This window comes from Ruegeria sp. BE3 (genome assembly GCF_056538865.1).
The window spans coordinates 171,414-193,460 of sequence record NZ_JBQFTW010000004.1 but is presented as its reverse complement, the minus strand read 5'-3'; the positions used below and the strand labels follow the sequence as shown (position 1 = coordinate 193,460).

General features: G+C 59.0%; 19 protein-coding genes. 14 read left to right on the top strand and 5 right to left on the bottom strand.

The window, feature by feature from the left end; translation table 11 throughout:
- Window positions 1–6: 6 nt before the first annotated feature.
- The gene (locus ACR0AZ_RS12320; protein ID WP_480470443.1) at window positions 7–1,779 is read right to left on the bottom strand and encodes an SLC13 family permease; all 1,773 of its coding nucleotides are present in this window, start codon (window positions 1,777–1,779) and stop codon (window positions 7–9) included.
- 111 nt (window positions 1,780–1,890) lie between these two features.
- Between ACR0AZ_RS12320 and ACR0AZ_RS12315 the strand changes: the two genes are divergently transcribed.
- Both ACR0AZ_RS12315 and ACR0AZ_RS12310 read left to right on the top strand, forming a co-directional pair.
- Window positions 1,891–2,631: a YebC/PmpR family DNA-binding transcriptional regulator gene (locus ACR0AZ_RS12315; protein ID WP_170519960.1), complete on the top strand. Its 741-nt coding sequence runs from the start codon at window positions 1,891–1,893 to the stop codon at window positions 2,629–2,631.
- A 143-nt stretch (window positions 2,632–2,774) separates the two neighbouring features.
- A complete protein-coding gene (locus tag ACR0AZ_RS12310; protein ID WP_480667553.1) occupies window positions 2,775–4,046 on the top strand; it encodes a permease in 1,272 nt (423 codons plus the stop codon).
- On the opposite strand, the gene ACR0AZ_RS12305 is transcribed toward ACR0AZ_RS12310, so the two are convergent.
- The gene (locus tag ACR0AZ_RS12305) at window positions 4,043–4,930 is read right to left on the bottom strand and encodes a LysR family transcriptional regulator ArgP (protein WP_480658360.1); all 888 of its coding nucleotides are present in this window, start codon (window positions 4,928–4,930) and stop codon (window positions 4,043–4,045) included. The two genes, ACR0AZ_RS12310 and ACR0AZ_RS12305, sit on opposite strands and share 4 nt — an antisense overlap.
- Before the next feature lie 86 nt (window positions 4,931–5,016).
- Between ACR0AZ_RS12305 and ACR0AZ_RS12300 the strand changes: the two genes are divergently transcribed.
- The 7 genes from ACR0AZ_RS12300 (at window position 5,017) to ACR0AZ_RS12270 (ending at window position 12,300) form a co-directional block, all read left to right on the top strand.
- Window positions 5,017–5,616, top strand: coding sequence for a LysE/ArgO family amino acid transporter (locus tag ACR0AZ_RS12300; protein WP_480658358.1), 600 nt, complete (start codon window positions 5,017–5,019; stop codon window positions 5,614–5,616).
- Between the two features lie 40 nt (window positions 5,617–5,656).
- The gene (locus tag ACR0AZ_RS12295; protein ID WP_480658357.1) at window positions 5,657–6,601 is read left to right on the top strand and encodes a DMT family transporter; all 945 of its coding nucleotides are present in this window, start codon (window positions 5,657–5,659) and stop codon (window positions 6,599–6,601) included.
- A gap of 58 nt (window positions 6,602–6,659) precedes the next feature.
- The gene (gene betI, locus ACR0AZ_RS12290) at window positions 6,660–7,232 is read left to right on the top strand and encodes a choline-binding transcriptional repressor BetI (protein WP_480667552.1); all 573 of its coding nucleotides are present in this window, start codon (window positions 6,660–6,662) and stop codon (window positions 7,230–7,232) included.
- The gene (gene betC, locus ACR0AZ_RS12285; protein WP_480667551.1) at window positions 7,229–8,737 is read left to right on the top strand and encodes a choline-sulfatase; all 1,509 of its coding nucleotides are present in this window, start codon (window positions 7,229–7,231) and stop codon (window positions 8,735–8,737) included. Before betI ends, betC begins: the two co-directional genes overlap by 4 nt.
- A 29-nt stretch (window positions 8,738–8,766) precedes the next feature.
- Window positions 8,767–10,227, top strand: coding sequence for a betaine-aldehyde dehydrogenase (gene betB / locus ACR0AZ_RS12280; protein WP_480667550.1), 1,461 nt, complete (start codon window positions 8,767–8,769; stop codon window positions 10,225–10,227).
- 76 nt (window positions 10,228–10,303) lie between these two features.
- Window positions 10,304–11,962 (top strand): choline dehydrogenase, encoded by a 1,659-nt coding sequence (gene betA / locus ACR0AZ_RS12275; protein WP_480667549.1) that lies wholly within the window; start codon window positions 10,304–10,306, stop codon window positions 11,960–11,962.
- Window positions 11,963–12,060: 98 nt separating this feature from the next.
- Window positions 12,061–12,300 carry an HP1242/YdcH family protein gene (locus ACR0AZ_RS12270; RefSeq protein WP_480658350.1) on the top strand — a complete coding sequence of 80 codons (240 nt, stop codon included), beginning with the start codon at window positions 12,061–12,063 and terminating at the stop codon, window positions 12,298–12,300.
- Window positions 12,301–12,356: 56 nt separating this feature from the next.
- Here the strand turns inward: ACR0AZ_RS12270 and ACR0AZ_RS12265 are convergent, their stop codons facing one another.
- Both ACR0AZ_RS12265 and ACR0AZ_RS12260 read right to left on the bottom strand, forming a co-directional pair.
- Window positions 12,357–13,757, bottom strand: coding sequence for a helix-turn-helix domain-containing protein (locus ACR0AZ_RS12265; RefSeq protein WP_480470432.1), 1,401 nt, complete (start codon window positions 13,755–13,757; stop codon window positions 12,357–12,359).
- Between the two features lie 63 nt (window positions 13,758–13,820).
- A complete protein-coding gene (locus ACR0AZ_RS12260) occupies window positions 13,821–15,026 on the bottom strand; it encodes a multidrug effflux MFS transporter (protein WP_480470431.1) in 1,206 nt (401 codons plus the stop codon).
- Between the two features lie 182 nt (window positions 15,027–15,208).
- On the opposite strand from ACR0AZ_RS12260, the gene ACR0AZ_RS12255 reads away from it, so the two are divergent.
- The 3 genes from ACR0AZ_RS12255 to ACR0AZ_RS12245 all read left to right on the top strand — a co-directional run bounded on the left by ACR0AZ_RS12255 (window position 15,209) and on the right by ACR0AZ_RS12245 (window position 17,741).
- The gene (locus ACR0AZ_RS12255) at window positions 15,209–16,741 is read left to right on the top strand and encodes an acyl-CoA carboxylase subunit beta (RefSeq protein ID WP_480470430.1); all 1,533 of its coding nucleotides are present in this window, start codon (window positions 15,209–15,211) and stop codon (window positions 16,739–16,741) included.
- A 75-nt stretch (window positions 16,742–16,816) separates the two neighbouring features.
- On the top strand, window positions 16,817–17,251 hold the full coding sequence (locus ACR0AZ_RS12250; RefSeq protein ID WP_480470429.1) for a DUF6497 family protein: 435 nt from the start codon (window positions 16,817–16,819) through the stop codon (window positions 17,249–17,251).
- Window positions 17,252–17,387: 136 nt separating this feature from the next.
- Window positions 17,388–17,741 (top strand): hypothetical protein, encoded by a 354-nt coding sequence (locus ACR0AZ_RS12245; RefSeq protein WP_480470428.1) that lies wholly within the window; start codon window positions 17,388–17,390, stop codon window positions 17,739–17,741.
- An 86-nt stretch (window positions 17,742–17,827) separates the two neighbouring features.
- On the opposite strand, the gene ACR0AZ_RS12240 is transcribed toward ACR0AZ_RS12245, so the two are convergent.
- Window positions 17,828–18,979 carry a DcaP family trimeric outer membrane transporter gene (locus ACR0AZ_RS12240; RefSeq protein ID WP_480470427.1) on the bottom strand — a complete coding sequence of 384 codons (1,152 nt, stop codon included), beginning with the start codon at window positions 18,977–18,979 and terminating at the stop codon, window positions 17,828–17,830.
- A gap of 650 nt (window positions 18,980–19,629) precedes the next feature.
- On the opposite strand from ACR0AZ_RS12240, the gene ACR0AZ_RS12235 reads away from it, so the two are divergent.
- Together ACR0AZ_RS12235 and ACR0AZ_RS12230 are read left to right on the top strand one after the other, a co-directional pair.
- Window positions 19,630–19,833, top strand: a complete 204-nt coding sequence (locus ACR0AZ_RS12235; protein ID WP_480470426.1) for a hypothetical protein — start codon at window positions 19,630–19,632, stop codon at window positions 19,831–19,833.
- Window positions 19,834–19,950: 117 nt separating this feature from the next.
- Entirely contained in the window at window positions 19,951–21,996 is a 2,046-nt protein-coding gene (locus tag ACR0AZ_RS12230) for an acetyl-CoA carboxylase biotin carboxylase subunit (RefSeq protein ID WP_480667548.1), read from the top strand.
- Window positions 21,997–22,047: the final 51 nt, after the last annotated feature.

Sequence of the window (22,047 nt, the reverse complement as noted above, 5' to 3'; positions counted from 1 at the left end):
TAGCCATCAAAGCGGCCAGAACACAAGGATCGCGGGGATTGAAACGGCTATGATCAGAATCTCCAACGGCAGACCCATGCGCCAGTAGTCTCCGAAGTGATAGCCTCCGGGGCCCAAAACCAGCGTGTTGTTCTTGTGCCCGATCGGGGTCAGGAACGCAGCCGAAGCGGCTACGGCGACTGTCATCAGGAACGGATCGGGTGAGACATCAAGCGTGCGCGCCATCTGTATCCCGACAGGCGCCGCGACAATGGCCGTAGCGGTGTTGTTCAGCACATCCGATAAGGTCATCGTAACAACCATCAGCACTGTGAGGATCGCCCAAGCGGGCAGGCCATTGGTTAGCTGGATCAGGGCGTTGGCGATTAACTCGGTCCCGCCCGAGGTTTCCAGCGCGCTGCCCAGCGGGATCATCGAGCCCAGTAGGACAACCACAGGCCATTCGATGTGATTATAGATATCCGCAATCGGCATGATCTTGGTCAGCACATAGGCGACCACGACGAGACCCAGTGCGATGGGCAGATAGATCAACCCGATGCTGGCGGCCAGCACGGCGGCCGCAAACAGGCCAATGGCCAGCCACGCCTTGTCATTGGCTGTCACATTCAGTCCGCGTTCAGCCAATGGGAGACAGCCCAGCCATTCCGTCACATCCGCGCTGCGGTCACGGGGGCACAGCAGCAACAGGATGTCCCCGGCCTCAACCTCGGTCTTGCGCACCTGTTTGGTGATCCGACGCCCTTGACGCGAAATCCCCATCAGCACCGTACTTTGCCGCCACGCCAACCCCAGTGCCTGCGCGGTGCGCCCGGTGATGCGGGCGCTTTCGGGGGCGACGACCTCGATCACTTCCAGCCCGTCACCCTCGGCGGTCAGCACCTCTTGCCGCCGCGTATCCGAGAAATCCAGATTGAGCGCGGCGCGGAATTCGTCGAGCGCTTCGGGCCGTGCCTCAAGCACGAGCGCATCGCCTTCATGCAGCGTGGCATGGGTCGAGCGGCCATAGCGGCGCTTACCGTCCCGGATCAGGCCGATAATGGCCACATCGGATTTCTCGGCGGCCTCATACAGTTCACTGACCCGCTTGCCGATATGCGGCGACTCTGGCGGGATGGTCAGCTCGGCGATGTATTCGGCCAGCGCTTCGGTGCTTTCCTGTTGCACGCCCCGATTTGGGATCAGACGCCAGCCGATCAATGCGACGAAGGCTAGTCCGGCAATTGCGGCAATCCCACCGACTGGGGCGAAATCGAACATTTGAAACGGCTCACCCAGCGTTTCAGCCCGGATCGAAGCGATGATGATGTTCGGGGGCGTCCCGATCAGCGTGGCCATACCACCGAGGATGGTGGCAAAGCTGAGCGGCATCAGCGACAGACCCACTGGGCGCGCCGCCTTGCGGGCCGTCTGAATGTCGACCGGCATCAACAGTGCCAGCGCTGCGACGTTGTTCATGAAAGCAGACAGAACCGCGCCGATCCCGCCCATCAGGGCGATATGCGCGCCAAGCCCGCGCGAAGCATCGACCAATGTTCGTGTGATCATGAACACAGCACCCGACCGCACCAGACCGGCAGAAACCACGAGCACCAAAGCGACAATGATTGTGGCGGGGTGTCCAAACCCGGCGAAGGCATTGTCGACTGGGACAACTCCCAATGTGACTGCAATCATCAAGGCGGTGAAGGCCACAAGGTCATAGCGGAACCTCCCCCACAGCAGCATTCCGAACACGGCGATGAAAAGGGAAAAAAGAATGATCTGATCTGTCGTCATACCGTCACCATAGCCACAGGCGAGGACGGGGCAAGCCGATCCCTTGATCCTGCCCCCCGCAAACGTCTATATGAGCGCCGAACACGCAATCACGAATAACGAGGACGCACCATGGCAGGCCATTCCAAATGGGCCAACATCCAGCACCGCAAGGGACGTCAGGACGCCGCGCGGTCCAAACTGTTTTCCAAACTGTCGAAAGAGATCACCGTCGCGGCGAAGATGGGCGATCCCGATCCCGACAAGAACCCACGCCTGCGTCTGGCGGTGAAAGAGGCCAAGTCGAACTCGGTCCCCAAGGACGTGATCGACCGCGCGATCAAGAAATCGGTGGCCGGTGAAGGCGACGATTACGAAGAAATCCGGTATGAGGGTTATGGCCCCAATGGCGTGGCCGTGATCGTCGAGACGATGACGGATAACCGCAATCGGACCGCCTCGACCGTGCGTTCGACCTTCTCGAAGAATGGTGGGAACCTGGGCGAAACCGGCTCGGTCGGGTTCATGTTCGACCGCAAGGGTGAGGTGGTCTATCAGGCGGACGCAGGCGACGCGGATACCATTTTCGAAGCTGCGATTGAGGCTGGCGCCGAGGATGTCGAAAGCTCGGAAGATGGTCACATCATCTGGTGTGCCGATACCGACCTGAACGATGTGTCGAACGCGCTGGAAGAGGCGTTGGGCGAATCCGAATCCACCAAGCTGGTCTGGAAGCCCACCACCACGACCGAGCTGGGTCTGGAAGACATGCAAAAGCTGATGAAGCTGGTGGATGCGCTGGAAGATGACGATGACGTTCAGCGCGTGACCACCAATTTCGAAGCAACCGATGAGGTTATGGCGCAGCTTTGATGCGTCGCGGCAATCGAACACAGAACCCGGCCATGTGCCGGGTTTTTGCGTTTTGAGGGGCCTTGGCCCACAAGGCCTGCCCTTATACAGTCATTCCGGAGAAGTGAGAACACCGCGAAAGGCGCGACGTAAGGCAAGCGCAAATGGCAGCAAAAACCACTGATCCGGGACGGCGAAATCTGCCGGTTCTGGCTGGGCAAAGCATCCTGTCGCAGGTGGCATGGACGCTGGGCAGCCCGTCCGTCGTTCTGCCGTTTCTGGCGGTATCGCTTGAACTGCCCATGTTTCTGGCCGGAGCTTTGGTGTCGATCCGCATGGCTGGCAACATGATCTCGGACGTATTTTTTGCCCGGCCAATTGCGGCGCAGGCCCGCAAGAAGCGCGGGATTGCCCTGACCGAGATCGGCATCGGCGGTTGCCTTCTCATGGCCCTGTTGATTGCGGCCACGGGCAGCGTCTCTCTGACTGCGATTGCTTTTATTATGGCGTTCTTCCTGATCGGGATGATCGAAGAAAGTCAGTCGCTGATGCTTTCAGATCTGTTGGGGGATCATCTGAAATCGAAATCACGGATGATCATCCATTATTTGCAGCTGGGGGCGGGCGGCCTCGGCGCGATCGGCCTGGCGCTGTTGCTGCATGAGATCACCAAAGAGAACCCGCCCTTCTTGCGACACTCTGCCGTGATCATCGCATCAGTAGTGTTCTTTCTGTTTTCGGCGCTGTGCATTCTGGGGATGGCCGAATCTGCGCCTGATGACGAATCTGACCAATCGTCCAAAGGACAGCATCAATCGCTGAGCGATATCATCTTTGGCATCGTGCGCATGTTCGAACAGGAATGGTTCCGCCGCTATATGACCATGCGCCTGCCGCTGGTGGTCGTTACGTTGTCTGTTCCGTTCTTCGCTCTGATCGCGGCTGAGGCGCATCATTCGTCGGCCAAAGGCCTGACCGCAATGATCATCTCGTCCGCGTCCGGCTATCTGGTCTCTGCCCCTTTGTGGCAACTGGTGAACATGAAATCGCACCGCGCGGTTATGGTGACCGGAAATCTGATGGTTTCGGTGACCGGAATCGTGCTTCTGGCGTTTCACTATCTGCATATCGATCATGCGGTTCATCTGCATGCGGTCGCGCTGTTCATCGTTTCGATCGCGGCCACGGGGATTGCCAGTGCGCGCAAGCTTTATTTTCTGGATGTGGCCCCGAAGGATCAGCGTGTGCAGGGGGCCGCGGCAATCAAGGCGATCTGTCGGCTGGCTGGTGTGATCCTGTCCTCGGCAATGGCGGGCGTGGCACATATGCATGAGGTCGCCTCGGCGATTGTCTTCATCGTGCTGGTCAGTCTTTGGGCGGCGTTTGCCTGTTACCGTATCGTGCAGCCGCAAAAGGCCGAGGCGCCGCAGGTCTAATTCTGTGGGATCAGTGCCTGAGCCGCCGCGCGTCGGACCGCTTGGGTCAGCGGGGTCAGGGCGGGGGCCAGAACCCGTCCGATCTGCCATGTCAGCGCGATATCCAGCGGGGCGTTGGGCAGGACTTCTACCAGTCGCCCATCCGATATCGCCGCGCGCACCAGCCCTTCGGGGTTCATGCCCCATCCCAGCCCGGCGATGGCAGCTTCGACAAATCCCTGTGAGGAAGGCAGAAAATGCGATGGCGGTGAAATCCGGCTGCTGGTGTGCGCAGCGAGCCAGGTTTTTTGCAAATTGTCCTTGCGATTGAAAATCAGGCAGGGCGCGCGGGACAAGGATTTGTCCGAAACACCATCGGCAAACCATTTGTGCATGAAGGCCGGGCTTGCGGTCGGCAAATAGCGCAGCGTTCCCAGTGACAGTGCCTCGCATCCCGGAACGTGCTGACCGCCCACGGTAATCGCGGCGCTGACTTCACCCCGTCGCAACCAGTCAGCTGAATGATCCTGATCATCAATAACCAGATCGAACAGCAAATCGTCTGCCTGCGCCATCGCCTCAATGAACCAGGTGGCAAGGATATCGGCAGGAACAGCAACCCGCACGCGGGCCGGGCCATCGCGTTGATCCAGCGTGATTTCGCGCGCAAGCTGCGCCTCCAGCAGCCCGATATCTTCGGCGTGCCGGGCAATGCGCAAACCCGTCGGCGTTCCGGTGCAAGGCGTGCCGCGATTGATCAAAGCTGCACCCACCCGATCCTCCAGCGCCTTGATCCGTTGCGAGATGGCCGAGGGGGTGACCGCCAGCTCTGCCGCGGCTGCATCAAAGCTGCCATGGCGCAGGATCGCCGAGAGGGCGGACAGGTGATGGGGATCGAGCAGCATTAGTCAAACTTAATTTAGTTAAACATCTTTAATTTGATAGGCGGATGGGTAACCGATAGTCAACGGCTCAGATACTAGGAGGTCGCATGTTCTCAGCACCAATCGCCGGGTTCGCCCTGGGTTTCAGCCTCATACTCGCCATCGGTGCGCAGAACGCCTTTGTCCTGCGGCAGGGTCTGCGGCGTGAGCATGTCTTTGTGCTGTGCCTGACCTGCGCGGTGTCTGACGCGATTCTGATTGCGGCAGGGGTCGCCGGGTTTGGTTCGCTGGCGCAGGCTGTACCGTGGTTTGAAACCGTGATGCGGTACGGGGGTGCCGCGTTTCTGATCTGGTACGCGCTGCGCAGTTTCCAGTCTGCACTGAAGGGGGGCGCCGCGATCGAATTGGACGAGACGCGACGTTCCAGCCTGCGCGTCACGCTGCTGACCGTCTTGGCCTTCACCTGGCTGAACCCGCATGTGTACCTGGATACGGTCGTGCTGATCGGGTCGATCTCGGCCCAATATGATGATCGTTTGGGATTTGCGCTGGGTGCTATGACCTCAAGCTTCGTGTTCTTCTTCACGCTGGGATATGGCGCGCGCATTCTGACGCCCGTCTTTACCCGCCCACGTGCCTGGCAGGTGCTGGATGTGGGGATCGGCGTGGTCATGATGATGATCGCTCTGAAACTTGTTATCATGTGAAGGGTTGTCCCCGGCGAGATTCCGGTGTTCAACCGTTTGCATGACCTCTCGCCCTGACACCTACCGCCCGCTGATTGGCATGTTCTGGATGCTTGCCGCCGGGTTGTCTTTCGTTGGCATGAATGCACTGGTGAAAATCCTTGGTACCAGCATGAACCCGATTCAGGCGGCGTTCCTGCGATATGTATTGGGGCTGGTTTTTCTGCTGCCGGCCTTGCGAGCGATCTTTGGCACCCCTTTGACGCGCAGAAATCTAACCTTGTTCGGAGTGCGCGGCGTGGTCCATGCGATTGCGGTCATGTTGTGGTTCTTCGCGATGACCCGCATCCCGCTGGCCGAGGTAACGGCGATGAACTACCTCACGCCGGTTTACGTGACCTTGGGTGCGGCACTGTTCCTGGGGGAAAAGCTGGCCTTCCGTCGCATTGCCGCTATCGCCGTGGCACTGATCGGCGTCGTGATCATCCTGCGCCCCGGTTTCCGGGAAGTGCTGCCGGGTCACCTGGCCATGCTGGGCACCACGCTTGCGCTCGGAGGGTCTTATCTGCTGGCCAAGCTGCTGGTGCGCGATGTCCGGCCCTCGGTCGTGGTTGCGCATCTGTCGATCTGGGTCACCATTGCCCTGATCCCCTTTGCCTTGGCAGTGTGGGAGACGCCCAGCCTGCGCGATTTGGGGATCTTGTTCGTCATCGCCAGTTTCGCAACCGCCGGGCACTATTTCATGACACTTGCACTGCAAGCCGCGCCCGTTGCGGTCACGCAGCCCGTTACTTTCCTGCAGTTGATTTGGGCGACATTACTGGGCACATTGGTCTTTCATGAACGCATCGATTTTTGGGTCATCGCCGGAGGCACGCTGATCCTGACCGCCGTCAGCTTCATCACCTGGCGCGAAGCCAAGATCGCGCGGAGAGGGTCCACGCCACCAACACCCGCGCAAGGGTCAGAGAACCCGGCGGAAGGCCGAAAAATGGTTATTGATTGACGAGTCAATAAAAACGCCTTAGCCTCCACTCATCAGCAGATGGTGCAGAGGGGCGGAGATGCCGAAACTCGGAATGGAGCCGATCCGGCGGGAAGCGATCGTCAAGGCGACGATTGCCGAGCTTGGCGTGCAGAAATCCCTTGATGTTACGGTTAGTCAAATCGCCAAACGGGCTGGCATGTCCAGCGCGCTCGCCCATCACTATTTCGGCGGCAAAGAACAGATCTTTCTGGCCGCCATGCGCCGAATTCTGTCAGATTTCGGCGCCGAAGCGCGTACCCAGCTTGACACTGCCGCCCCCGATGAGCGCGCACAAGCCATTATTCATGCCTGCTTTGCACCATCCTGTTTCACCCCTGATGTGATTGCAGCGTGGATGACGTTCTATGTGCTTGCACAAACCAATGACGATGCGCTGCGTCTTTGGCAAATCTATCAGGCTCGCATCCGGTCGAACCTGATCCATGCGCTGCGCCCACTGATGCGAGACCCGATTGAAGCAGCGGAAGATATGATCGCGTTGATCGACGGGCTGTATATCCATGCCGCCCTCAATGCACCGCAAAAACCGCAGCTTGCGGTAAATCACGCCCTGCGTGTTCTAGAGACCTTTCTCGAGGCCGAAAAATGACAAAACCGAACATTCTGATCCTGATGGTGGATCAGCTCAACGGAACCCTCTTTCCCGACGGTCCCGTTGACTGGCTTCATGCACCGAACTTGAAGAAACTGGCCGAGCGCTCAACCCGGTTTGCCAATGCATACACTGCGTCGCCTTTGTGCGCGCCCGGGCGGGCTAGCTTCATGTCCGGTCAGTTGCCCTCGCGCACCGGGGTTTATGACAACGCCGCCGAGTTCCGCAGCGATATCCCGACATACGCGCATCACCTTCGCCGCGCGGGTTATTACACCTGTCTCTCAGGCAAGATGCATTTTGTTGGCCCCGATCAGCTGCACGGGTTCGAAGACCGTCTGACCACCGATATCTACCCCGCCGATTTTGGCTGGACGCCGGATTACCGCAAACCCGGTGAGCGGATTGACTGGTGGTATCACAACATGGGCTCGGTCACTGGCGCAGGTGTCGCCGAAATCTCGAACCAGATGGAGTATGATGACGAGGTCGCCTACAACGCCACGGCCAAGCTCTATGATCTGGCGCGTGGCAAGGATGACCGTCCGTGGTGCGTGACCGTCAGCTTTACTCATCCACATGATCCCTATGTGGCACGTCGCAAATACTGGGATCTCTATGAGGATTGCGAGCACCTGCTGCCCGAGGTTGCGGATATCGGCTACGACAATCAGGACCCGCATTCCAAACGCATCTTCGACGCCAATGACTGGCGCAGCTTTGACATCACGGAAGAAGACGTTCGGAAATCCCGGCGCGCATATTTCGCCAATATCTCCTATCTCGACGACAAGATCGGAGAGATCCTGGAAGTGCTGGAAACCACACGGCAAGAGGCGATTATCCTCTTTGTTTCCGATCACGGCGACATGCTGGGTGAGCGCGGATTGTGGTTCAAAATGAACTTCTACGAAGGTTCAGCGCGGGTGCCTCTGATGATCTCGGCGCCGGACCTGCCTGCGGGCCGCATTGATGCGCCAGTGTCCACGATTGATGTGACCCCCACGCTCGGGTCATTGGCCGGCGTGGACATGGCCGAGATTGCGCCCTGGACAGATGGTGAGGACCTCGTGCCGTTGGCGCAGGGTGTCGAACGCACCGCGCCGGTGGCGATGGAATACGCGGCTGAGGCGTCATATGCGCCGCTGGTTTCGCTGCGCTATGGCAAGTGGAAATACAACCGTTGCGCGCTGGACCCTGATCAGCTGTTCGACCTTGAGGCTGATCCGCATGAGCTCACCAATCTGGCGGGTAACCCCGAGCATGCGGGTACGCTGCAAACCCTGCGCGCCAAGTCCGAAGCCCGCTGGGACTTGGATCGTTTTGACGCCGATGTGCGCGCCAGCCAGGCCCGACGCTGGGTCGCTTACGAGGCTTTGCGGCAGGGTGGCTATTACCCGTGGGATTACCAGCCGCTGCAGAAAGCGTCCGAACGCTACATGCGCAACCACATGGACCTGAACACTGTCGAGGAAAGCCAGCGTTTCCCGCGTGGCGAATGACCTGACCCCGAAGACCGGAATGCCAATAAATGACCTATCCAACCCAACCCACGGCCAGCCACTTCATCGGTGGTGAATATGTTGAAGACACTTCTGGCACAGCGATTGAGGTGATCTATCCGGCGACGGGCGAGGTGATCGCGACCGTGCATTCGGCCACGCCGGCAATTGTCGAACGTGCCATCGAAAGCGCCCGTGCGGCCCAGAAACAATGGGCAGCCACCAGCGGAACCGAGCGTGGCCGTATCCTGCGTCGGGCCGCCGACATGATACGCGAACGCAATCATGACCTGAGCGTGCTGGAAACCTTCGACACCGGTAAACCCTATCAAGAAACCTCGGTCGCCGACGCGACCAGCGGTGCCGATGCGCTGGAGTATTTCGGCGGCATGGCCGCGACACTGACCGGCTCACATATCCCGCTTGCCGATGGTGACTGGGCGTACACACGGCGTGAACCGCTGGGCGTATGTGTCGGGATTGGCGCGTGGAACTATCCCACTCAAATCGCCTGCTGGAAGGGCGCACCTGCGCTGGCCTGCGGCAATGCGATGATTTTCAAACCGTCCGAGACCACACCGCTTTGCGCGTTGAAGGTGGCGGAAATCCTGCATGAGGCCGGGCTGCCAGCCGGGCTTTACAATGTGGTGCAGGGTCTGGGTGAGGTTGGTGCAACTCTGGTGAACGATCCGCGCGTCGATAAGGTGTCGCTGACCGGCTCAGTACCGACCGGCAAAAAGGTTTATGCGGCTGCGGCCGCCGGGTTGAAGCATGTCACGATGGAGTTGGGCGGCAAATCCCCGATGATCGTGTTCGACGATGCCGATCTGGAAAATGCGGTATCGGGCGCTATACTGGGGAACTTCTATTCCTCCGGTCAGGTCTGCTCGAACGGGACCCGCGTGTTTGTGCAGAACGGTATCAAAGAGGCGTTTCTTACGCGGCTCAGCGAACGGCTGCAGCAGGCGAAAATCGGTGACCCGATGGATACGGACACCAGTTTCGGCCCAATGGTCAGCCAACGGCAAATGGAGATCGTACAGGGCTACATCGCAAAGGGCGTCGAGGAAGGCGCACGTCTGGTCAACGGAGGCGCGCGTGTGGATCGCGACGGCTTCTATCTGCAGCCCACGGTCTTTGCCGATGTCACCGACGAGATGACCATCGCCCGCGAAGAGATTTTTGGCCCCGTCATGGCGGTTCTGGATTTCGCGGACGAAGATGAGGTGTTGGCCCGTGCCAACGATACGGAATTCGGACTGGCTGCGGGTGTGTTCACCCGTGATCTGACCCGTGCGCATCGCGTCGCAGCCGGGTTCGAGGCAGGAACATGCTTTATCAACAGCTACAACGACGCCCCGGTCGAAGTGCCCTTCGGCGGCTCAAAACAGTCGGGCGTCGGGCGCGAGAATTCAGCGGCGGCGATCGAGCACTATTCGCAGCTCAAGTCGGTCTACGTCCGGATGGGCGATCTGGAAGCGCCTTTCTGACACCAAGGGCGCGTAATACGAATTCCGGGCGTGCCCAGTGCCGCCCACTGCAGGGTCAAGGGCCCAGGGGACTTAAATGGAAGCAGATTTTGTCATCGTAGGCGCCGGATCCGCCGGATGCGCAATGGCCTATCGGCTGAGTGAAGCCGGAGCTTCGGTTCTGGTGATCGAACATGGCGGCACCGATGCGGGTCCGTTCATTCAGATGCCGGCGGCGCTCAGCTATCCAATGAATATGCCGCGCTATGATTGGGGTTACAGGTCCGAACCCGAGCCGCATCTGAACAACCGCCGCCTGGCGTGTCCGCGCGGTAAGGTGATCGGCGGCTCTTCATCGATCAACGGGATGGTCTATGTGCGCGGCCATGCACGCGATTTCGACACCTGGGCTGAGATGGGCGCGGATGGCTGGTCGTACGCTGACGTGCTGCCCTATTACAAACGGATGGAGACATGGCATGACGGTGGCCATGGTGGCGACGCTACGTGGCGCGGAACCGACGGGCCGCTGCATGTATCGCGCGGCCCTCGTCAGAACCCGTTGTTCAAGGCTTTCGTCGATGCCGGACAGCAGGCCGGATATGAGGTGACCGGCGACTATAACGGCGAAAAACAGGAAGGCTTCGGCCCGATGGAGCAAACCGTCTGGAAAGGACGGCGCTGGTCGGCGGCCAATGCCTATCTGAGGCCCGCCCTCAAGCGGGACAATTGCGAGGTTGTGCGCGGGTTGGCGTCTCGAATCGTGATGGAAAACGGGCGTGCCACAGGCGTTGAGCTGATCCGTGGCGGCAAGCCTGAGGTCGTCCGTGCGCGGCGCGAGGTGGTGCTGGCGGCCTCGTCGATCAACTCGCCCAAGTTGCTGATGTTATCGGGCATTGGCCCGGCAGCGCATCTGGCTGAACATGGTATCGAGGTGGTCGCGGATCGGCCCGGTGTGGGTGCCAACCTGCAGGACCATCTGGAGCTTTACATCCAGCAGGCCTCATTGCAGCCGATCACGCTCTATAAGCACTGGAATCTGATCAGCAAGGGGGTGATCGGGGCGCAGTGGTTGTTTACCAAAACAGGTCTGGGGGCGTCGAACCAGTTCGAAAGTGCAGCCTTCGTCCGCTCCAAACCTGGCGTCGAATATCCGGATATTCAGTATCACTTCCTGCCCATGGCGGTGCGCTATGATGGTCAGGCTGCTGCCGAAGGGCACGGTTTTCAGGCGCATGTCGGGCCGATGCGATCCCCGTCGCGCGGGGCGGTGACTTTGCGTTCGGCGAAGGCCGAAGATGCGCCGGTGATACGGTTCAACTACATGAGCCATGAGGAAGACTGGGAGGACTTCCGCACCTGCATTCGACTGACCCGCGAGATATTCGGGCAAGACGCGTTCAAGCCCTTTGCCGGAAAAGAAATCCAGCCCGGCGCTGATGTTCAGACCGATGACGAACTGAATGCCTTTATCGCCGAACATGCCGAAAGTGCGTATCACCCCTGCGGCACCTGCCGTATGGGGCGCGCGGATGACAAAAACGCAGTCGTCGATCCGCAGGGTCGCGTGATTGGGGTCGACGGGCTGCGCGTGGCTGATAGTTCGATCTTTCCGCAGATCACCAATGGTAACCTCAATGCGCCCTCGATCATGGTGGGGGAAAAGGTCTCGGACCATCTGCTTGGCAAGGAGGCGCTGCCGAAGGCCAATGACCGGCCGTGGATCCATCCGGAATGGACGATTGCGCAGCGATAAATACCGGTATTCTTTGGCGCGGATTTGATCCGCGTCAAAGCAACACTTGCCGGGTATCTTTAGCCTTGGGACGTAATGCAGATATAGGAGCGCACAGAATGTCCCACACCCCGCATGAACTGGCCGAGGAATTCCCCGAAAAGGTCGAATTGATGAGCCAGCTCAAGCAAACGGACGCGCATTTCGCGCGCCTTGCGGATGAATATCACGAGGTCAATCGCGTCGTGCATCGTGCTGAAACCAATGTCGAGCCGATGGAAGAGCTGGCCGAGGTTGATCTTCGTAAGAAGCGCGCGGCGCTCAAGGACGAAATCTGGGCGATTTTGTCGAAAAGCTGAACGCAAGTCGGGGGCTCTGCCCCCGTCTTATTTGAGTTACTTCCAACACAAGAAAATCAGGTGACCTCGTAGGGCAGAGTGCCGCGGGTATGAGCGTCGATTGTCAGGCGGCGTTCCAACGGTGGGACCGAGCGCTGGTGGCAGGTTTGGCGTTCGCAGATGCGACAGGAAATGCCGATGGGCTCGAACGCGCTGGCGTTGTTGATGTCGAGATTATCGGCATAGACCAGCGCCTCGGCGTGACGGATTTCACAACCCAGAGCAATAGCATAGCGGCGCACCGGCGCACCGAAGGAACCGCCGGATTTCGAGACATCGCGGGCGAGCGAAATATACCGGACGCCATCAGGTGTTTCTGCCAGCTGCTGCAGGAAATGGCCGGGCGTTTCGAAAGCGCGATGGACATTCCACAACGGGCAGGCCCCGCCGAAGCGCGCAAATTGCAGCCGCGTGGCCGAGTGGCGTTTGGTGATCGTTCCGGCCTGATCGACGCGGACAAAGAAGAACGGAATGCCCTTGGCGCCGGGTCGCTGCAAGGTGGATAGGCGATGGGCGACCTGTTCGATGGATGCCCCGAACCGATTGCTCAGCAACTCCAAATCATGCCGGTAATCCTGCGCTGCCGCGAGAAAGGCGCTGTAGGGCATCTGCGAGGCACCGGCGAAATAATTGGCCAGACCAATCTTGGCAATCGCGCGGGCCTCTTCGCTCTGGAAGCGGGCGAAGTCCAGCGTCGCCTCAAGCAGTTTGTCCTGACTGATCAAAGCCACCTGCAGCAACAACTGGAACACCTGCGTCTGAGGGGCCGCGCGTGAGGACAGGCGCAGGGTTTTGTCTTCGGCGCTGTAGCTGCGCAAGGTTTCGGTATCGGTAAATGTGACGTGTATGCCGCGTTCGGACAAGCTGTTCAGGGCGGCTTGTCGAATACCTCCGGCCTCCTCTGCGCGGGCGGCAAACCGTTCAGCTGCGCGATCCACGGCGTCGATATAGTTGTCGCAATAATGGAAGAAGTCGCGGACCTCTTCCCATGGGCTGGCCTGAATGCGGGCGTCTTCGCGTCCCAATGCCTCGTCCAGAGAGGCGAGGCGTTCATGCGTTTGCCGATACGTGCGATGCAGTTCGATAAACGCCCGCGCCAGAGCAGGGGCATTGGATGCGGTCAGTCGCAGGTCGGCCAAAGGCGGCATGGTGTCGGCAAAGACCGGATCGGCCAGCGCTTCGCGCATGTCTGAAACAAGGCGCTCGCTGTCACCGGTGCTGAGTTCGGTGACGTCCATGCCGAACTCCTGCGCCAGAGCCAGAACAACCGTCGTCGAGATCGGGCGGTTGTTGTTCTCCATCTGGTTGAGGTACGGCAGAGAAACGCCCAGTTTTGTAGCGAATTCTTTTTGCGTCAGAGTCAGGCGCGTGCGCATTTCGCGCAGTTTTGCGCCGGCATAGAGTTTCTGGGTGGCCATAGTGGTTCTTTGCAGCTTTCCTGAAACTGCAAGCTAACTTTGCAAACCCTTGCGCGCAAGCGTCTATAGGCCCAATTGCTTCTCACGCCAGATGACGCTGCTGATCGCGAAGATTGCAAGGATCGAAGTTGCCAGCATCAGCCACAGCAAAGGCATGGCACCGGTTTCGCGCGTCAGCAACGCACCTGCCCAGGCGCTGAGGCCAGCGCCGCCGCCCAACATGATCGCCCCGCTGAGGCCCGAGGCGGTAGCGGCCAGATGCGGGCGTACGGACAAGGCCCCTGCGGTGGCATTGGGGATCGACATACCGTTGCCCAAACCGACAAAGGTCATCAGCCCGAAGAAGCTGATTGCGGTGCCCATATCCATCAGGAACAGGGTGGCTGAAATCATGACGCCGGTGGCGTTTAGCCAGCAGCCCCAAAGCACCATGCGGTTGACTCCGAAACGCACGGAGTAGCGCCCGCTGATGAAATTCCCGAAGAAATAGCCCAGTGCCGGGGCGCCGAAATACACACCGACCTCAGCCGCAGTCATACCGAAGACTTCGGTTCCGATGAATGGCGCCCCGCCCAAATAGGCGAAGAAGGCCCCAGACGACAGCGCCGAAGACAGCGAATAGCCCCAGAAGCGCGGAGAGGTTAGCAACTCGGGGTATTCGCGGAACTGCTGCACCAATGTTTTACCGCTTGATGCGGCCGTTTCTCCGAAATCCTGAAAGGTCAGCCAAAGGGTGAGGGCGGCCAATCCGAAAGGTAGCCAGAAATTGGCTTTCCACCCGAACGCTTCCTCAAGCAGGCCGCCAACCGCAGGGCCGATCATCGGGACTACGGCCATCCCCATCGTGACATAGCCGAGCATCGATGCGGCCTTGTCCTGAGCATACATGTCCCGTACCGCGGCACGGCTGAGGACGATGCCCACAACGATCACGGCCTGGCTCATCCGGAAGGCCAAGAATATTTCGATCGTCGGTGCGTAGATGCAACCTAGCGTGGCCAGCAGAAACAGCGCGAGCCCCCAAAGCAGAACCGGCCTGCGCCCGGCCTTGTCAGCCAACGGGCCAATCAGGATTTGCAGAACAGCATTGACAAGCAGATAGAGTGCGATCGACAGCTGCATCGTCTTGTAATCGGTCTGGAAATAGGTCGCCATAAAGGGCAGGCTGGGCAGGTACAGATTCATGCTCAGCGCGGACAGGCCTGACAACAAGACGAGCGTTGCAAGCGAAGGTGGCGTACGGCTGACTGAGGGTGAGCTGAACTGCATGGTTCACCTTTAGTGCCTGCGCGTATGAATTACCATCGGCAGTTGTGGCTTGATGTGTTAATTAGCAAATTTGCATTTACTTCACGAGATATTGCTATAGATTTGCAAATTTGCCGAAAATGTCTTTGGGGTTCAGATCAGGCCCGTTATGGTCCCGCAAAATTTCACAGGGGACTACCGTCATGAAAGACATCCTTTCCGAGCTTGAAGATCGCCGCACCAACGCCCGGCTTGGCGGTGGGCAGAAACGGATCGACGCGCAGCATGCGCGCGGCAAGCTGACCGCACGCGAGCGGATCGAATTGCTGGTCGATGAGGGCAGCTTTGAAGAGTTTGACATGTTCGTCAGCCATCGCTGCACCGATTTCGGGATGGAAAAACAAAAACCTGCGGGGGATGGGGTCGTAACCGGGTGGGGCACGATCAATGGCCGTATGGTTTATGTGTTCAGTCAGGATTTCACCGTGTTTGGTGGCTCGCTGTCGGAAACCCACGCACAGAAGATTTGCAAGATCATGGATATGGCGGTGCAGAACGGCGCGCCGGTGATCGGGATCAACGACTCGGGTGGGGCGCGGATTCAGGAAGGTGTCGCTTCGCTTGCCGGTTACGCCGAGGTGTTCCAGCGCAACATCATGGCCTCGGGCGTGGTGCCGCAGATCAGCGTGATCATGGGCCCCTGCGCCGGTGGCGCAGTTTATAGCCCTGCCATGACCGACTTTATCTTCATGGTCAAAGACACATCTTATATGTTCGTCACCGGCCCCGACGTCGTGAAGACGGTCACAAACGAGGTCGTCACCGCCGAAGAGCTGGGCGGGGCCTCGACCCATACCAAGAAATCCTCGGTTGCGGACGGCGCGTTTGAAAACGATGTCGAAGCCTTGGCCGAAGTGCGCCGCTTGGTCGATTTCCTGCCGCTCAACAACCGGGAAAAGCCTCCTGTGCGCCCGTTCTTTGATGAGCCTGACCGGGTCGAAACCTCGCTGGATACATTGATCCCGGACAATCCGAATACGCCCTATGACATGAAAGAGCTCATCACCAAGATCGCGGATGAGGGTGATTTCTACGAGATTCAGGAAGACTACGCCAAGAACATCATCACCGGTTTCATCCGGCTGGAAGGGCAGACCGTTGGCATCGTAGCAAACCAGCCGATGGTTTTGGCAGGCTGTCTGGACATCGACAGTTCGCGCAAGGCGGCGCGGTTTGTACGCTTCTGTGATTGTTTTGAAATCCCGATCCTGACCCTCGTGGATGTACCGGGCTTCCTGCCGGGGACCAGCCAGGAATATGGCGGAGTGATCAAGCACGGCGCCAAGCTGCTGTTTGCTTATGGTGAGGCAACCGTGCCGAAGGTCACCGTCATCACTCGCAAAGCTTACGGCGGGGCTTATGACGTGATGGCCTCGAAACACCTGCGCGGCGATTTCAACTATGCCTGGCCCACCGCTGAGATTGCGGTGATGGGGGCCAAAGGCGCGACCGAGATCATCCATCGCGCCGATCTGGGCGATGCGGAGAAGATCGCGCAGCACACGCAGGACTATGAAGACAGGTTCGCTAATCCCTTCGTCGCCGCCGAGCGGGGCTTCATCGATGAGGTGATCATGCCGCAATCCACCCGCCGCCGCGTGTCGCGCGCGTTTGCAAGCCTGCGCGGCAAGCAGCTGAAGAACCCGTGGAAGAAGCACGACAATATTCCGCTGTAAGTGAACTGAGCAATCCTGAGCCGTTGTTGCATGACACACTTTGCCAGACATAAGACCGCACCGCCCCCCAGGTCAGTGCGGCTGACCCCGGAGGGAGGAGCCCGCCATCGGCGGGTCCGGGGTTTGGTCTTTGCAGCCTTGATGGCGCATCTGGTCAGCCTGGCACATGCGGGTAACACCCTGCCGGTGCCTTCGGGCCAGCCGGTCGAACTCAACAATGTTCTGTTGGATAACAATCCCGGCGAGCTCTGGGTGCGGTTCCGGTTCATTGCGCCCAAGATCGGGTCAACGGCAGGGCACATCACCTATGATATCGCCGTGATCGACATGGAGCACCTGTGTCAGACGCTGGCCGTTCCATATGTCGCCAAACATGGGCTAGAGCCCGCCCGCGTGGTGATCTCATTCTCGGATCGACCTGTTGAATTCGGTACCTCAGAACCGGATGCAACTCAGTTCTTTGAGGCCTACCGGCTGGAGCAATCCAAGTGTATCTGGGAGGGGCTCTGAGCATGATCAGTGACAATCATACACTCAGGGCAGCTCATTCCAATACTGCGGCTTCGGAGGTGCGCATGATCGCTCTATCCCTGCAACAAGGCGGGTTTTCCTGCCTTTTCAAAGTTCTAACCCCGATGGTGTCGACATGTTGAAACATCGTGGATTCCCCGGCCGGCTTACCGGCACAGACTTTCAGTTCACCATTCGGCGTGCCAACCCCAAGGGTGTAACGCCGTTGACCCGACGTGAGCGGTTTCGGGATCGCAAACCCGCCGACAAACGCGCTGATGCAGCTTTCATCGAGGCGCTTTGGGCGCATTTCGGCGATCAGCCGTTTGAGCGCGGAAATCTGGACGCCGGACGCCTCAGCTGGCTGTTCGGACGCGAAGTAGTGGCGGCGGAAGATCCGTTCGACCCAGCCAGCTACGAAGCATTGCTGGTGATCGATCTGGATATCGCACGTCAGTCGTTTCCCGAAATTTTCGATGGGGCAAACTAATCGTGTATGGGGGCGTCGCGCATAACCTGAACTCGGGTCATGACGGTGTGACCCTGCCCGCGAACGGGCAGGGTGCGCTGTTTGGATCAGAAGTTCAACTGCGCGGCAAACTGAACGCGGCTGGCATCGAAGTCGTCGCCAGAAATCGTATCGTTCCGCTCACCATAAATGTACTCGGCGCTGAGCGTCAGGTTGTCAGTTGCCTGATAGAAGGCGTTGACGTGGATAGTTTCGAGTTCGGTGAACGACAATGTCCCAGTCGAAGTCGGCAGGTCATAGTCCTCGTAGCCATACGAGACACCCACATTCCATTTGGGGGTCAACTGCTGTCGGAGTTCGACAGTGAAACCGTCAACATCGTTGGCTTCACCACCAACGATGGGATCACCCAGGCCAATCAACCAGGGGCCAAGGGCTTCACCGGTGACATAGTTGGCCTGGATCAGGCCACCTTCCCAAAGACGCGCCGAGGCGGACAGAGTCAGACCTGTCTGGTCAACCTCAGTGCCGCCATCTTCGGCTTTACCGTAAAGAAGGGCACCGCGGGCAATGTACTTGCCGTCATTATATTCGGCCGAAGCAGTGAAGACCGGATCATCCGAGTTCGAGCCTCCAACATTCTCTTCGATCGAGACGGCGAAGCTGGTGTTTTTCACCGATGTGTTGGTGTAACGCACCTGCGGAACCCGCGCGAAAGCGATACCAACAGGGCCATTGAATTCGACCGAAGTCGGATAAGTGTCCAGTGGCTGGAAGTTGGTCCAATATTGACCGATCAGCCATTGGTCGCCAATCCGGATGTTGGCGTGACGGATCCGGAATTCTGCGGTGCCGCCCGAGCCAAACGCATCAACTTCGATCTGGCCCTGAATGTCACCGATTCCCGAAGGGGTGTTGGTGCGCAGTCCGATCCGCGATTGACGGACCGTGGCACCAAAGGTACCGCTGGTGGCAGCCGAGGGCTCTCCGACCACGTTCACGAACGCGGTGTCGCCCTGATCGAAATCGAAGTCATAGAAGAAGTCAGCCTTGACGTAACCATAAACGTCCAGCGTGGTGTTTCCGATCTGCAGATCGCCGGTGCCCGACCCGGCTTTGCCAGCCTCAAGTGCTTCGACCCGGGCGCGCAGCGCGTCCAGTTCGGCCTGAGTTTGTGCATCTTGCGCCAAGGCTTGCATTCCGGTCATGGAAAGCGCGCTGGCAGCAAGCAGGCTTGCGGTTTTACCCTTAAATATCATGGGGATACTTCCTTGTGTGCGAGTGTGCATCGACACCGTTTCACGCAAGTGTGTGTGAGGGAAATCACCAAATTGAGAGAGAATCAGCGCGAATTCTCAAACAAAAGTGTTAACGAATGTTCATCGTTTCACAGCTCAGTGAGACCAATTAGTAAATCACTGCTTCTATGGGGAAATTCTTCTCACGGCCTGGATATTCAGCGTGAAGTGCGAGGCGCGGCTTACATCCAGCCGAGTGCAATTTGTAACGGGAACGTGACAACGGCGGCGGGTAAATCGTCTGTGCGCCCCAAATCACGCATAGGCGCAAATCTGCGCGGGATTTCGCCGGATGGGCAGATTTCAGCCGGATTTTCCATTGGAAACAATGAGTCTGTTGCGCCCCGGATTGTACAATGCAAGCTGAACGGGCCGTGCGGCTCTACTTTGCCTGCGTCGCACAAGCACCTACTATTCCGTACCCCTTCCTTCCGCGGGCAGGCTTGTGTTCCCCACATGGTCCTGCCCGCGTTTTTCTTTTCTGCACAGACACGAAAAGAACGGCAAAAAGCTGCGCATAACGCCGATTTGTCGGCTTTGATATTGCATAACAATGCTGGGTTTCGGCATCTGGCGACAAAGACGTCAAGAAACCTGAAAGGGCAGTATCTATGCGAACCTCACGAATTTTCCTTGTACTCGCGACCTGCGCGGGCCTTGCGGCCTGCGGTGACACAGTGGGCGAACAGGCCATCCTTGGCGGCGGTGCCGGGGCGGTCGGTGCGGCGGTCCTCAGTGCGGACCCGCTGTTCGGCGCTGCGGTCGGTGCCGCGGGCAACGTGCTGTATTGCAAGACGCAGAACAACTGCAACTAACTCTGAATTGATCGGGGCGGTCCAAGCCCCGTCCGTCATCGCGCATCACGCCGTCGTGGGGTTCACGCCCCACGGCGGCGTTTTGCGTTTCCAGAACACCAAGACAAAGGACGTTCCATGTTCAACAAGATCCTGATCGCCAACCGGGGCGAGATCGCCTGCCGGGTCATCAAGACCGCGCGCAAGATGGGAATCGGCACCGTTGCCATTTACTCGGACGCGGACAAGAACGCGCTGCATGTGTCGATGGCGGATGAGGCTGTGCATATCGGCCCACCACCTGCCAACCAGTCTTATATCGTGATCGATAAAGTCATGGATGCGATCCGCCAAAGTGGCGCGCAGGCAGTGCATCCCGGTTATGGCTTCCTGTCCGAGAACTCGAAATTCGCCGAGGCGCTGGACGCTGCGGGCGTGGCTTTTGTCGGCCCTCCGGTGGGTGCCATCGAAAGCATGGGCGATAAGATCACATCGAAGAAGATTGCGCAGGACGCGGGCGTTTCGACGGTGCCCGGCTATATGGGCCTGATTGAGGATGCGGACGAGGCTGTCAAGATCTCCAACGACATTGGCTATCCGGTTATGATCAAGGCCAGCGCCGGTGGCGGCGGTAAAGGCATGCGGATCGCCTGGAACGATGAGGAAGCGCGCGAAGGTTTCCAGTCGTCCAAGAACGAGGCTGCGAACTCGTTCGGTGATGACCGTATTTTCATCGAGAAGTTCGTGACCCAACCGCGCCACATCGAAATTCAGGTTCTGTGCGACAGCCACGGCAACGGCATCTATTTGGGCGAACGCGAATGCTCGATCCAGCGCCGCAACCAGAAAGTGGTGGAAGAGGCACCATCGCCTTTCCTTGACCCTGAGACCCGCAAGGCGATGGGCGAGCAGGCGGTGGCCCTTGCCAAGGCTGTGAACTACGCCAGTGCCGGCACTGTTGAGTTCATCGTAGACGGAGAAAAGAATTTCTACTTCCTCGAAATGAACACCCGCCTGCAGGTGGAACACCCGGTGACCGAACTGATCACCGGCGTGGACTTGGTGGAGCAGATGATCCGCGTGGCCGCCGGCGAGGAACTGTCGATCAACCAGGATGACGTTACGCTGACCGGCTGGGCCATTGAAAACCGCCTTTATGCCGAAGACCCCTATCGCGGCTTCCTGCCCTCGATCGGTCGTCTGACCCGTTATCGCCCGCCACAGGAAACTGCGGCTGGTCCGATGCTGGTGAATGGCAAATGGCAGGGTGATGCCCCCGAAGGGCCGTCAGCTGTGCGCAACGATACCGGCGTCTATGAGGGCGGCGAGATCAGCATGTATTACGACCCGATGATCGCAAAGCTCTGCACATGGGCACCGACTCGTGAGAAGGCGATCGAGGCCATGCGCGTGGCGCTGGACAGTTTTGAGGTCGAAGGCATTGGCCACAACCTACCGTTCCTGTCGGCGGTGATGGATCACCCGAAATTCATCAGCGGCGACATGACCACGGCCTTTATCGCCGAAGAATATCCGGAAGGTTTCGAGGGCGTAGAACTGCCCGAGGCCGAACTGCGCCGGATCGCAGCCTCTTGTGCTGCAATGCACCGGGTGGCCGAGATTCGCCGCACTCGCGTGTCGGGCAGGATGGACAACCATGAACGCAAAGTTGGTTCTGATTGGGTTGTCACCCTGCAGGGTCAGGAATTTGCCGTTGCCATCGATGCAGACAAGGATGGCTCGACCGTGACTTTCGCAGATGGCACCACTTCACGTGTTGCATCGGACTGGACGCCTGGCGACCAACTGGCCGTGCTGGACGTGGACGGCAGCCCGCTGGTTCTGAAGGTTGGCAAGGTTTCGGGCGGTTTCCGCATCCGCAATCGCGGCGCGGACCTCAAGGTGCATGTGCGTACTCCGCGTCAGGCCGAACTGGCCCACCTTATGCCCGAAAAGCTGCCGCCAGATACGTCCAAGATGCTGCTCTGCCCGATGCCCGGTCTGATCGTGAAGATCGATGTCGAAGTGGGGCAGGAAGTGCAGGAGGGGCAGGCGCTCTGCACTGTCGAGGCGATGAAGATGGAAAACATCCTGCGCGCCGAGAAGAAGGGCGTGGTCGCCAAGATCAACGCAGGCCCGGGCGACAGCCTGGCCGTCGACGATGTGATCATCGAGTTCGAATGATCATGTTCGCGCTTTCGCAATATCACACCGGGTCTCCGGCGTTCCGCGCCG

What these genes read in the sequence shown, in the direction of transcription:
- ACR0AZ_RS12295 (WP_480658357.1), top strand. Translation starts at nt 5,657, where the DNA reads ATGACCTCTCGCCCTGACACCTACCGCCCGCTGATTGGCATGTTCTGG.
- betI (WP_480667552.1), top strand. Translation starts at nt 6,660, where the DNA reads ATGCCGAAACTCGGAATGGAGCCGATCCGGCGGGAAGCGATCGTCAAG.
- ACR0AZ_RS12255 (WP_480470430.1), top strand. Translation starts at nt 15,209, where the DNA reads ATGAAAGACATCCTTTCCGAGCTTGAAGATCGCCGCACCAACGCCCGG.
- ACR0AZ_RS12245 (WP_480470428.1), top strand. Translation starts at nt 17,388, where the DNA reads ATGTTGAAACATCGTGGATTCCCCGGCCGGCTTACCGGCACAGACTTT.
- ACR0AZ_RS12315 (WP_170519960.1), top strand. Translation starts at nt 1,891, where the DNA reads ATGGCAGGCCATTCCAAATGGGCCAACATCCAGCACCGCAAGGGACGT.
- ACR0AZ_RS12300 (WP_480658358.1), top strand. Translation starts at nt 5,017, where the DNA reads ATGTTCTCAGCACCAATCGCCGGGTTCGCCCTGGGTTTCAGCCTCATA.
- betB (WP_480667550.1), top strand. Translation starts at nt 8,767, where the DNA reads ATGACCTATCCAACCCAACCCACGGCCAGCCACTTCATCGGTGGTGAA.
- ACR0AZ_RS12310 (WP_480667553.1), top strand. Translation starts at nt 2,775, where the DNA reads ATGGCAGCAAAAACCACTGATCCGGGACGGCGAAATCTGCCGGTTCTG.
- ACR0AZ_RS12260 (WP_480470431.1), bottom strand. Translation starts at nt 15,026, where the DNA reads ATGCAGTTCAGCTCACCCTCAGTCAGCCGTACGCCACCTTCGCTTGCA.
- ACR0AZ_RS12240 (WP_480470427.1), bottom strand. Translation starts at nt 18,979, where the DNA reads ATGATATTTAAGGGTAAAACCGCAAGCCTGCTTGCTGCCAGCGCGCTT.
- ACR0AZ_RS12305 (WP_480658360.1), bottom strand. Translation starts at nt 4,930, where the DNA reads ATGCTGCTCGATCCCCATCACCTGTCCGCCCTCTCGGCGATCCTGCGC.
- betC (WP_480667551.1), top strand. Translation starts at nt 7,229, where the DNA reads ATGACAAAACCGAACATTCTGATCCTGATGGTGGATCAGCTCAACGGA.
- ACR0AZ_RS12265 (WP_480470432.1), bottom strand. Translation starts at nt 13,757, where the DNA reads ATGGCCACCCAGAAACTCTATGCCGGCGCAAAACTGCGCGAAATGCGC.
- betA (WP_480667549.1), top strand. Translation starts at nt 10,304, where the DNA reads ATGGAAGCAGATTTTGTCATCGTAGGCGCCGGATCCGCCGGATGCGCA.
- ACR0AZ_RS12235 (WP_480470426.1), top strand. Translation starts at nt 19,630, where the DNA reads ATGCGAACCTCACGAATTTTCCTTGTACTCGCGACCTGCGCGGGCCTT.
- ACR0AZ_RS12230 (WP_480667548.1), top strand. Translation starts at nt 19,951, where the DNA reads ATGTTCAACAAGATCCTGATCGCCAACCGGGGCGAGATCGCCTGCCGG.
- ACR0AZ_RS12270 (WP_480658350.1), top strand. Translation starts at nt 12,061, where the DNA reads ATGTCCCACACCCCGCATGAACTGGCCGAGGAATTCCCCGAAAAGGTC.
- ACR0AZ_RS12320 (WP_480470443.1), bottom strand. Translation starts at nt 1,779, where the DNA reads ATGACGACAGATCAGATCATTCTTTTTTCCCTTTTCATCGCCGTGTTC.